Source organism: Gracilibacillus oryzae, assembly GCF_009498735.1.
Classification (GTDB): Bacteria; Bacillota; Bacilli; order Bacillales; family Amphibacillaceae; genus Gracilibacillus; species Gracilibacillus oryzae.
The window spans coordinates 92,619-104,624 of sequence record NZ_ML762424.1 but is presented as its reverse complement, the minus strand read 5'-3'; the positions used below and the strand labels follow the sequence as shown (position 1 = coordinate 104,624).

8 protein-coding genes and 1 pseudogene are annotated in these 12,006 nt (G+C 36.6%); 7 read left to right on the top strand and 2 right to left on the bottom strand.

The features are described 5' to 3' along the window. Nucleotides 1-28 precede the first annotated feature (28 nt). The gene (locus F9U64_RS00490) at nt 29-2,164 is read right to left on the bottom strand and encodes a methyl-accepting chemotaxis protein (protein ID WP_153400815.1); all 2,136 of its coding nucleotides are present in this window, start codon (nt 2,162-2,164) and stop codon (nt 29-31) included. Nucleotides 2,165-2,418: 254 nt separating this feature from the next. Then, on the bottom strand, nt 2,419-3,117 hold the full coding sequence (locus F9U64_RS00485) for a DsbA family oxidoreductase (RefSeq protein WP_153400814.1): 699 nt from the start codon (nt 3,115-3,117) through the stop codon (nt 2,419-2,421). 319 nt (nt 3,118-3,436) lie between these two features. Here F9U64_RS00485 and F9U64_RS00480 point away from each other — a divergent pair, with 319 nt between their 5' ends. The 7 genes and pseudogenes from F9U64_RS00480 to F9U64_RS22560 all read left to right on the top strand — a co-directional run. After that, nucleotides 3,437-3,697: a phage holin family protein gene (locus tag F9U64_RS00480; protein ID WP_194287236.1), complete on the top strand. Its 261-nt coding sequence runs from the start codon at nt 3,437-3,439 to the stop codon at nt 3,695-3,697. Between the two features lie 16 nt (nt 3,698-3,713). Continuing rightward, on the top strand, nt 3,714-4,598 hold the full coding sequence (locus tag F9U64_RS00475; RefSeq protein ID WP_153400813.1) for a peptidoglycan-binding protein: 885 nt from the start codon (nt 3,714-3,716) through the stop codon (nt 4,596-4,598). A 336-nt stretch (nt 4,599-4,934) separates the two neighbouring features. Beyond that, nucleotides 4,935-6,372: pseudogene (locus tag F9U64_RS00470) on the top strand (SulP family inorganic anion transporter). Nucleotides 6,373-6,392: 20 nt separating this feature from the next. Continuing rightward, nucleotides 6,393-6,977 carry a universal stress protein gene (locus F9U64_RS00465; protein WP_153400812.1) on the top strand — a complete coding sequence of 195 codons (585 nt, stop codon included), beginning with the start codon at nt 6,393-6,395 and terminating at the stop codon, nt 6,975-6,977. 116 nt (nt 6,978-7,093) lie between these two features. After that, the gene (locus tag F9U64_RS00460; RefSeq protein ID WP_194287235.1) at nt 7,094-8,725 is read left to right on the top strand and encodes a PAS domain S-box protein; all 1,632 of its coding nucleotides are present in this window, start codon (nt 7,094-7,096) and stop codon (nt 8,723-8,725) included. A 192-nt stretch (nt 8,726-8,917) separates the two neighbouring features. After that, nucleotides 8,918-11,461 carry a PEP/pyruvate-binding domain-containing protein gene (locus F9U64_RS00455; protein WP_153401394.1) on the top strand — a complete coding sequence of 848 codons (2,544 nt, stop codon included), beginning with the start codon at nt 8,918-8,920 and terminating at the stop codon, nt 11,459-11,461. Nucleotides 11,462-11,596: 135 nt separating this feature from the next. Then, nucleotides 11,597-12,006: MHYT domain-containing protein (locus F9U64_RS22560; RefSeq protein WP_323125807.1), on the top strand; the 410-nt coding region annotated here is incomplete at its 3' end.

Sequence of the window (12,006 nt, the reverse complement as noted above, 5' to 3'; positions counted from 1 at the left end):
TTCATAATAAATGAAAAACTTCTTTTAGTTATATTTGAAATTTCTTCATCATTTCCTGAAGGTCTTCCGCCAGGTGTTTTAATTCATCAGATGTTGTTACAAGTGTTTCGCTTACTTTTAACTGCTCTTCTGTTGTTGCTGACACTTCTTCACTGATTGCTGATGACTCCTCCGCTGTTGCACTTACTTGATGAATCGTTGCAGACAAAATTTCCTGAGAATTTCTTAATTGCTGAATAGATTCTGTAACATGCTGTATTTTCCCTGTAAAAGACCCCATACTTTCCCCGACGCTGTTTAGCAGTGTTTGTGTCTCTTCGGCCTGTGTAACTTGAGCCTGGAAACGAGGATTTGCCTGTTCTAATACTTTTAATGTATCATTCACCTCATTGACAATTCCTGTTGTAATCTCATCAACACGATTAATGGATTGTTTTGATTGTTCAGACAGTTTTCTGATTTCATCAGCAACAACCGCAAAACCTTTTCCGGCTTCTCCTGCTCTTGCTGCTTCAATCGCTGCATTTAGTGATAATAAATTTGTTTGTTGTACGATATTTGTCAGCATAATCATCACATCAGAAATTTGCTCTGTACTCGTTTTTAATGTATCTACTTTATTTACAAGTGCTTTTGTCATTTGATCGCCATCTTTAGTGGTTTCGACAAGTTCGTTCATTTTTTCTAATCCTTCATGGCTTCTTTCTAGCACTCCTATTGCATGTGATTCCATTTCCGCATTGTTTTGGAAAACATTCTCGACCTCGTCATGAATTGTTATTGCAAGGGAGTTTCCTTTTTCTGCTTCATCTGTTAAGCCTGTTGCACCGCTGGCGATTTCTTCAGAAGCTGCAGCCACTTCTTTTGCTGATTGTGACTGTGTTTGAGAGATATCTGTTAATTTTGTTGCAGCATCGAGTACCATATTTGCTGAGTTTCTCGTTTTCTGCATCATTTGCGATATATTCTCTAACATTGTATTAAAGCTTGTGGCAAGTTCGCCGATTTCGTCTTTCCGTTTTATATCAGAAGAACGGACAGTTAATTTCCCTTGTTTTGCCTGAGCCATTAAGCTCGAGATATTTCCCAAAGGACGGGCAACAGTTCGGACTATTCCGTTTCCAATAAAAATCGAGATAATTAAAGATAAAACGATAATACCGAGTGTTACATAAAAGATAACTCGCGTGTCCTTTGTCAGTTCTGAATTGTCAAGAGAGCCTGTTAAAAACCAATTTGTGACATCAGACGGACTTTTCATTATTACCCTTCCATTTTCTTCAAGTGTCTGCTCATCAGAAGCTGCTTTTATATCATATGGATAGTCTGTTGTAATTTCTTCAGAATCAAAGGAAAAAACTACTTGATTGTTTCGATTTACCACATAGGCATGGCCATCTTCCCCTACGGTGACATTCTCCAATGCTTTTTCAAAAATTACGGGAGCGAGTTCTACCAGCATAATGTACTTATCTCCCCCAATACGTAATTTTTGGGCAAAGTTGATGGTTGGATTTTCACTTGTAGTGGAAACGCCGCCAATTAATCCGCCAATCCAATTAGTCGATTGTCTCGATTCTTCTGCTGCACGATACCATTCACTTTCAAAAATCTTTTTTTCGTCAATCGTTTGGGTTGAAGAAACAACACGCTGTTGTGCAGTATCTATGAAATATAAGTTAACATTCCCATCAATCATTTTTACCTGGGTGAGAGCTTCATCCACAGTGCTCTTAAGCGTGAAATATTCAAAGCTGGTTGTTTCTTCATAAGAATTCAATTCCATAACAGTATTACTGAAGTTAGGTGACATTAAAATTTCTGTAACACGATCCTTGTATTGCTGCATTATATAATCAAGTTTGTCACCTGATTGGATAATGGTTTGTTCTGTCGCTTCTGTTACTTTGTTCTTTATGATGTTATTAGAAATAGTATAAGACATAACTCCTACAATGATGACGCTTACTAGCACAGTTAACAGAATACTCAATAAAATTCTTGTACTAATCGAATGCTTTCTGGGTATGGTGGAATGGTATGCTGATTTTTGCTCTTTCTTTTTAGGGAACTTTATTTTATGTATGATATCTTGTAACCTATGTTCTTTTTTTGGCTGTTTGTTCTTTGCTTTCTTTTTAAAGTTAAACCGCTTTTTTTTCATCTTAGGCCTCCGTTAATCATTATTTTGACTGAATGGGTTTTCTTATAATTGTAGAACTATTGAATCAAATAAATTGATCTACCTGTTAATTCAATAGTCAATTAAATGAATATGAAAACGCTTGTATAGTTCAAAATAATTATATCATGTATGTGAAAAAATAACGATAGGTAATGGAAAAAAATTTCTGGACAAAGAAAAAGAGGGATATTTAACAGTAAATATCCCTCTTTTATATAGTTCAATGGATCTGGTTAGTGACAATTTTCCCCATCGCAATAACTGCCTTTGTTATCAGATAAATCCTGAAGTGGTTGTGGCTCCTCTGCGATTTTATCGAGTGCATTCATAAATGTCTCAATTGGTTGTGCACCAGAAATGGCATATTTGCCATTAAAGACAAAAAAAGGTACACCGGTTATCCCCAGATTTTGTGCTTCCTCTTGATCCTGTCGTACCTCTTCAGCAAATAAATCTGTGTTTTCCAATACTTGTCTTGCTTTCTCTGCATCTAATTGAAGGTCTTCGCAAATCGTTAGAAGTGTATCCCTGTCACTGATGTCAGCAGATAATGTGAAATATTGATGAAGCATTTCACTGACAAACTGTGCCTCTTTTCCCTCCGATTTAGCGAATTTCGCCAAACGGTGCGTATTAAATGTATTAGTAGGTTTCATTGTGTCAAAAACAAACTCCAGTCCGACAGATTTAGCCTGTTCGCCTAATTGCTGGTTCATTTGTTTCGCTCTTTCTACCGACATGTTATATTTCTTTGCTAATTGTTCGTGAATATTTTCGCCACTGTACTGTGGAGCATTAGGATCCAGCTGGAAGCTTTTAAACTGTATATTAACATCGATTTCTTCTGGAAATCTTTGAATTGCCTGCTCTAATCGTCTTTTTCCTATATAGCAAAATGGACATACGAAATCTGACCATATTTCGATCTTCATTTTTACACCTCTCTTATTTATTACACCTATTTTTAACATAAATAAGAATTACGATAAAGAAATCTGCTTACATTGTCCTTTCATATACTATCCTTAGATTTTCTCCGTGTTATCGTGTCTAATTTTTTTCTGCAAAGAATCAAAAAATTTTTTTCGGATTTCTTGCTACTTTTTCTAACGAAATATTGATTATAGATATGAGGATGTCTATTTTAATCGCCAAAACACTTTTTGTATTATTGCATACTTTATTAGTGAGTCCCTTTATAATCGCATGAGTATTTATGGGCTCATAAAAAAATCAGAGGGGGTGTTCGAAATGTTACAAGAACTGCAGTCTATGTTGCCGGACGAATACTACTATATTGTTCCAGCTTTATGGTTTGTCGGATATGCTTGTAAAAGAACACCATACATTCCTGATTGGTTAATTATATGGATCCTGTTTTGTTTTGGCATAATAGCATCCTGCAGCATATTTGGCTGGAATTTCCGATCTGTGATTAATGGAATTATTGCAGTAGGGATATCTGTATTAAGTCATCAGATGGTCAAACAAACGGCATGCCGTAAGGATTAAGTAGAGGAGGGGAAAAGTGGCAGAAAATTTTAAAGGGTATCGTATAACCAGTCCCTATGGTTACAGAATACACCCGATAAACGGGACGAGAGAATTCCATGCAGGTATCGATCTGGTTAAATACCATGAAGCTCCCATTCATGCATTTACTTCAGGAGTTGTAAGTTATGCTGGTTTTGGTAATAATGGTACAGGCTTGGGGGGATATGGTTATGTAGTATTAATGAAAGATAAAAATAACCGTGGCCAATTGTATGCACACCTGGACCGAGTTGCAGTAAGAACAGGACAACAGATAAGTGAAAATCAAGTCATAGGATATCAAGGGAGTACAGGATATGTTACTGGTTCGCATCTCCACTATGAAGTCCGCAGATATGGAGAAACAACTGTACCTTACGGGTATCGCTCAAATAAGCAGAATTCCACTTTAAATCCTGTCATTTATCTGAATCAGTTTGATGAGACATCATCACCGCCAACTCAAGTTAATTTAAAGAAAGGATCAAGAGGGAAAGAAGTTAGTCGATTGCAGCAGGATCTGATAAAACTAGGATACGACCTATCGAAGTTTGGGGCTGATGCCGTATTTGGGGATGAGACATTGTCAGCAGTGAGAATATTTCAGCAGGATTATGGATTAAAAGCTGATGGTATTGTAGGTCCAAGAACGAGAAACAAATGGTTAACTGCTGTTAGCCGTATCAGTAAATTCCCTGGAAACTATATCAGAAAAGGCAGTACAGGTGACTTAGTCAGACTTGTTCAGCGGAAATTGGCGGTTCCTGTTGATGGGATTTTCGGTGAGCAAACAGAACAAGCTGTAAGGCGATTTCAAAATAGAGCAAGACTTAGTGTTGATGGGATAATCGGTCCAAGAACGTGGGGAGCAATGTTTTAGCGCAATACTCATAAAATCACTGGTAAAATGGGCTATGCGTCTGTTTGATCCTCACTGATCAAATCTGTTTCTTTATTAATTGATAAGAAGGCTTGTCACTTTATTGCTGTGGCAAGTCTTCCTTTTTAATTCTGGCGACCTGTAACTATTATTTTCCCTATTATATGAAAAATACAGAAAAATAGAGATAATCATAGAAATAGAAAGAGATGCCTATTTGATCACGCTTACATAAGGTTATGTCTTTATTTGAAAATATGCTATTATTTATCCGTTCAGTCGGAATTTCTCTGAGGGGATCAGAGAAGCAAATTATTAATAAAAGAGAGGTGCTTCATGAACGTAGCAAAAATAAAAGAAGAATGGTTTGGCAATGTCAGAGGGGATATTTTATCAGGTATCGTAGTTGCACTTGCATTAATTCCTGAGGCGATTGCTTTCTCCATCATTGCAGGTGTGGATCCGATGGTCGGTTTATACGCCTCATTTTGTATTGCAGTCATTATTGCATTTGTTGGGGGAAGACCCGGGATGATTTCAGCAGCCACAGGCGCGATGGCACTGTTAATGGTCACTTTAGTTGCAGATCATGGATTACAGTATTTGTTTGCAGCAACAATTCTAACTGGTATCTTACAAATTCTCTTCGGAGTTTTTAAGTTAGCATCAGTGATGAAATTTGTTCCTCGCTCTGTAATGATTGGTTTTGTTAACTCACTGGCAATATTAATTTTCTTAGCACAGTTAGACCATTTCAAAGGGGAAAGCTGGATTATGTATAGTTTTGTTGCTTTAACCTTAGCAATTATCTATCTTTTTCCAATGCTTACAAAAGCAGTCCCATCTACATTGGTTGCCATTATTGCAGTAACAGCAATTGCTGTCTTTGCCGGATTTGATATGCGTGCTGTTGGTGATTTGGGTAATTTAAGCAGCGAATTACCAGTCTTTTTAATTCCGGACATTCCATTGAATTTTGATACATTAGCCATTATCTTTCCATATTCTTTATCACTGGCTTTAGTAGGTTTGCTCGAATCATTACTGACAGCGAATATTGTTGATGATATGACAGATACGGAAAGTGATAAGAACAAAGAAAGCCGCGGTCAAGGTATTGCCAATATCATTACAGGGTTTTTCGGCGGAATGGCTGGTTGTGCGATGATCGGACAATCTGTGATCAATGTGAAATCTGGTGGAAGAGGCCGCTTGTCTACGCTGGTTGCCGGTGTATTTCTGATGGTTTTGATTTTCGTATTAGACAGCTTAGTAGTTCAGATTCCAATGGCAGCACTTGTAGGTGTCATGATTATGGTTTCGATCAGTACATTTGACTGGTCTTCCATTAAAAATCTGCATAGAATACCGAGAACAGATGCAGTAGTTATGCTCATTACAGTAGCAGCAGTAGTGATGACGCATAACTTATCTATTGGTGTTCTGGCTGGTGTTCTGTTAAGTGCCATTTTCTTTGCTGCAAAAATTTCGAAAGTAAAAGTAACAAATATTGTAGCTGTAAACGGCAAGAAAAAGGTATATAAAGTTGATGGCCAGATTTTCTTCGCATCAGTTACTGATTTTGTCACAAAGTTTGATTTCAATGAGAAGCTGGAATGCACACCTTTGGGATGACTCCGCTATTGGTGCTTTAGATAAAATCGAAACGAAATTTGAACAAAATAATGTAAAAGTAAGATATACAGGTTTAAATCAGGACAGCAAAAGCCTGAAAGATAAAATCGGTGGTTTATCAAAAGCATCAGGGCATTAATGTTGGAAGAGGTGAAGGGGTTGTATAAGAGAATTTTACTTGCAGCTGATGGGTCAGATCATTCTGTTAGAGCCGCATCTCATGCTATTAACCTGACTAATCCTCATGATGGACAAATTGATTTAGTATATGTCGTGGATGGGAAAACTTCGAAAGAGGATGTTTTGCACGGTATTGATAAATATGAGGTGAAAAAAGAGCGGGAAGCGAAATTAAGACCAATAGTTGAATTGATGCAAGAGAAACAGGTTGCCTGCAAAACACATTTTCTGCATGGTGAGCCGGGACCGACAATTGTGGAATTTGCTAATAGCCAAACCTATGATTGTGTTGTCGTAGGAAGCCGGGGGTTAAATAAATTACAGACAATGATTTTAGGCAGTGTAAGCCATAAAATTGCAAAACGAGTTCATGTCCTGTGTTCATTGTTAAATAATATTTGCAGCAAGATACTGAAACGAAAGTATCTGATTTCTATTGAATCCGAACGATTTTTCTCAAGGGAAAATCAGTTCGGTTTTTTTGTTTCCACTATCAGGTTCTTTCTAAAATTGAATGAGAAAAAAAGAATTTATAATTTAGTATTCTGCAAACCTAGGTTATAATGTGAAATAAATACATCATTTAGATTTCAAGATTTATCGAAACATCTAACATATAGAATGAACCGAAGTCAGGAAAGAAGGTTTTACAATTGGAACAAAGGCAAGGGAGCTCATTCTTGAATATATTGAAATATGGTATAACTGATCAAATTTATGTCGTTCGTCCTATTTCTGATGGACAATTCGTTTTTGAATTTTTAAATGACACTGTCACAAAAATTGCAGGATTTACAGATAAAGTGATCGGAATGGAAGTAAGAGAAGTATTTCCGGGAGAACAAGCCGGAAATCTAGTAAAGAAATATCAAGAAGTACTGGATACAAAAAGAGCAGTTATATTTAGGGATGGATATGACCTTGATGGTACCACATTTTATTACGAAAGTACGCTTACACCATTGTTTGATGATAGTAATGTGATTTATTTAATTGTTGGAGTGGTCAAAAATGTTACGGCAGAGCAACAGGCAGAACTGGAATTGAAAGAGATATGGACAGAACTGAACAAAAGCAAAAAAAGATATCAATCACTATTCAGAGATAATCCTGAAGCTATTATTTCATTTGATTTAAATGGTACCATCTTAAATTGTAATCCTGAAACTAAAAAATTATTGGGTTACACTCCTGTTGAACTAAAAGGGAGAGAAATTATGAGTGTTCTGGATGATGACTCTTTTGATGAGTTAAAACGAATGGTGAACGGTGCCTTTTATCGCAAAATGAAATTGCATAGACTGACAGTACGTCATAAAAATGGTAATTTAGTACCTGTTTCTGTAAAAGTAAGCCCAATTATGATAAATAAACAGGTGGAAGGTATTTATACTATTTTTCAGGATTTGAGTGAGCAGTTAGAATCGGAACGCAGGCTGTATGAAAGTGAAGAGCGCTTTCGAGTGATTGCAGAAAATGCCAATGACCTTATCACATTGTTGAATCACCAGGGGAAAATTGTCTATGCATCCCCATCTTATCGACGGATAGTTGGTTTCGATGAACAGGAATATGTTAATAAAATTTTCCTTTATCATATTCATCCAGATGACAGAGAAGATTTCAATCAAATTGTAACAAGTTCCATCCAGGAGAGAAAGCCATTTACAATTGAAACAAGACATTTTACTAATTCTGGCACCTACATTTGGTTAGAATCTAAAGGAACTCCCGTCTTTAATGAGAATCATCAATTCAAACATATGGTTGTCTTATCAAGGGATATTACGGTACAAAAAGATTACCATGAAAAATTAAAATATGATGCGATGCACGATCATTTAACAGGGTTGCCAAATCGCAGGCTGTTTCAAGTACACTTAGCGGAAGCGTTGAATAGTAATGCAGATTTGGGTCTGCTAATGCTGGATATCGATGATTTTAAGAGCGTTAATGATACATACGGCCATGATATCGGTGATGCAGTTATAGTGGAATTTGGTCACAGAATCCAGTCACTCTTAACAAATAAAGATATCATCGCAAGGCTTGGTGGAGATGAATTTATCATATTAGTTGCGGACAAGTCTCTGCATGGCTTAGAGCAATTAGCTGAACAAATCAAAGCACATATGGAGCACGGCTGGCATCAAATTGCAGAAAATCTTAAAGTAACAACAAGTATTGGTATTGCAATGAAACAAAAGAGGTATGAAAGTTCTTTTGCATTAATGAAGAAAGCCGATTTAGCTTTATATGCAACAAAAAAAGGTGGAAAAGACGGCTATCATATTTATTCAAAAGAAAGATGATCCATAGACTCAACCCGTATACAATAGTGGAAATAAATTAATTATGTCTCATTAGTTAACAGCTAGTGGGGCTTTTTTATTTATTATATCATTATCATATTGTATTGATCTTTAAACGATATAGGTTTATCTATAAATGATGTTATAATTGTATATATAAACATATTGTTAGGAAGGTGTTAGGCATTGGAAATGCAACTGAAAGTTTCGACAGGTATGAGGGGGTTTGATGAAACGATTGACTCGCTGAGATTAGGTGATAATGTCGTATGGCAAGTAGATGATATCGAATCATATCAGGGAATCATCACTCCTTTCGTGAATAAAGCATTAGAAGATAACCGGAAAGTTGTGTATGTTCGATTTGGCCAGCATAAGAAATTAGTCGAAGATAATGAGCGGATCATTGTCTATGAAGTGGATGCTAAAAAAGGGTTTGAAAGTTTCGCGACCGAAATACATCGATTAATTGAAAAAGAAAGTTATAAAACGTTCTATATTTTCGATAGTTTGACAGAATTATTAACAAACTGGTATTCGGATTTAATGATAGGTAACTTTTTCAAGGTATGTTGTCCCTATTTGTACGAACTAGATACTGTTGCCTATTTTGCCATAAACAGAAATGTTCACACATACAGCACGATCGCCAGTATTCGTGAAACCACACAAGTTTTGTTAGATTTATACGAGGTGGAAGGACAGCGGTATATTCACCCGTTAAAAGTTTGGCAGAGGTACTCCCCAACAATGTTTTTCCCTCATTTAATTGAAGGTGATCATGTCAAAAGTATAACGGCAAGTTCTGAAGCAACCAGTCTGTTCGCTAATGTAAAACTTGTAGAAGAAAGAATGGATTATTGGGATGTTGTCTTTACTAAAGCGAAAGATGCGTTAAACGAAAGCAAAGAAAAGCAGGAAAATATTAAACAACTATTAATGTCCCTGCTGATTGGTGAAAAATCACGCATGTATGATTTATGCAATCAGTATTTTACATTAGAGGATATCCTGAGAATTGCCTCAAGAGAAGTAGGCACTGGATTTATCGGTGGAAAAAGTGTCGGAATGCTGTTAGCCAGAAAAATATTAAGATCAGAAAAAGAAGGTAAATTCCATCAGTATATGGAAGCACACGATTCCTTTTATATTGGTTCCGATATTTTTTATACGTTTATCGTTCAAAACGGCTGGTGGAAGCTTCGGGTAAAACAAAAAACAAAAGAAGGTTATTATCAGTATGCAAAGGAATTGAAAGAAAAAATCCTGACAGGTAAATTCCCGACAAATATCAAGGAACAATTTGTCCAGGTATTAGAATATTTTGGTCAATCACCGATAATTATTCGCTCCAGTTCTTTGCTGGAAGATAACTTCGGTAATGCATTTGCTGGTAAGTATGACAGCGTGTTTTGTGTGAACCAGGGGACACCGGAAGAGCGGTATGAACAATTGGAAAATGCAATAAGGACAGTTTATGCAAGTACGATGCATCCTGATGCATTAGAATATCGAATGAATCGCGGGTTATTTGAGAAAGATGAACAAATGGCTATCCTGATCCAAAGAGTATCTGGCGACCATTACGCAGATAATTTCTTTCCGCATATTGCAGGAGTGGGAAACTCTTCAAATTTATATGTATGGGACAAAAATGTTGATATGGATGCAGGTATGATCCGCCTTGTGTTTGGCTTAGGAACGAGAGCTGTTGATCGGACAGTAGACGATTATGCCAAAATCGTTACATTAGATCAGCCGACTCGAAAGCCATTAATGCATATGGATGATCAGAAAAAATTCTCCCAGCACGGTGTGGATGTCTTATCAATTAAAGAAAATAGGTTAACAAGTGTCAAGCTGGATGAAGCCATTTCAAATGTATGGGATGTCGAACGGAACTTATTTGCATCAATTGACACTGAAACGAGCTTCCGGTTAAAAGAGCTTGGTTATCAGAATATGCCAACACCATATATTCTTGATTTTAAAAACCTATTAAAACATTCTGCATTTCCACGAGTAATCAAGGAAATGCTGGCCGAAATTTCGAGAGTATATGATTATCCTGTTGATGTAGAATTTACGGCAAACTTCCGTTCAAAAGATGATTTCCAAATTAATGTTGTGCAATGCCGGCCATTACAGACAAAAGGTCTTGGTAAATCTGTGGAGATTCCAGTTGTTTCACCAGATGAGCCGTGCTTTATTCAAACAAATGGGAATTTTATGGGTGGGAACATTCGCTTGCCGATAGATTATGTTATCTATGTTGATATGGACCATTATTTAAGCTTGAATGAACAAGATAAATACAGTGTTGCCAGGATTATCGGAAAATTAACAAGAGAGCTAAAGGAAAAGAATATATTCCTTGTTGGTCCAGGGAGGTGGGGAACTTCTACGCCGTCACTCGGTGTACCTGTTCACTTCGCCGAGATTCAGCATGTTGATGCAATCTGTGAAATATCCTCCCAGGCAAAAGGGTTTATGCCAGAGTTATCGTATGGCAGTCACTTTTTCCAGGATATTGTCGAGTCAGATATCTTCTATGCTGCTTTGTTTGAAGGAGAAGAGAATGTCCGCTTCGAGCCGGATTATATTTTGAAGCAAGCTAACATGCTGGACAACTGGATATCAAATGCCGGTACATGGAAACAAACCATCCATATATGTGCGCCAAATCAGATGGAATTACTATCTGATATTGTTAGTCAGAAGCTGTTATGTAAGTAAATACAAAAGTAGGTAGTGCTGCAGATGTAAGTATTACCTACTTTTTTCTATTAATTTCGACAAAAATATGATTAAATAGTGTAGTAGGAAAGTTCTATATTAAAATGCTTACTTTTATTTATAGGTGGAGATAATTTGGACTTAGGTCAATTTATTCATTCAGAACATCAATTAATTTTCATAATAATATCCTTTCTTATTGCATATACAGCTTCCATTACTTCGATAGATTCGGCAAAACAGATACATTTATCAAATGGACTGATAAAACACGCTTGGATTTTAACAGGTGGTGCGGTATTAGGAATAGGAATATGGTCAATGCATTTCGTCTCAATGTTATCCTATCCTTTTTCTGAACAAGCTTACTTCGATAAAGCGATGTCAGCATATTCTGTTATTATTGCTGTCCTTTCGTGCGTAATAGGTTTTTATTCCATTACCTTTATGAAGCATAAGCTGCTGGCACTTTTCCTTGGAGGAATAACGATAGGTACAGGGACTTTTGGAATGCACTATATTGGGATGAGTGCAATGAAATCGGT

Excerpts from the sequence above, each read along its gene's own strand:
- F9U64_RS00490 (WP_153400815.1), bottom strand. The coding sequence starts at position 2,164 with ATGAAAAAAAAGCGGTTTAACTTTAAAAAGAAAGCAAAGAACAAACAG.
- F9U64_RS00485 (WP_153400814.1), bottom strand. The coding sequence starts at position 3,117 with ATGAAGATCGAAATATGGTCAGATTTCGTATGTCCATTTTGCTATATA.
- F9U64_RS00480 (WP_194287236.1), top strand. The coding sequence starts at position 3,437 with ATGTTACAAGAACTGCAGTCTATGTTGCCGGACGAATACTACTATATT.
- F9U64_RS00455 (WP_153401394.1), top strand. The coding sequence starts at position 8,918 with ATGCAACTGAAAGTTTCGACAGGTATGAGGGGGTTTGATGAAACGATT.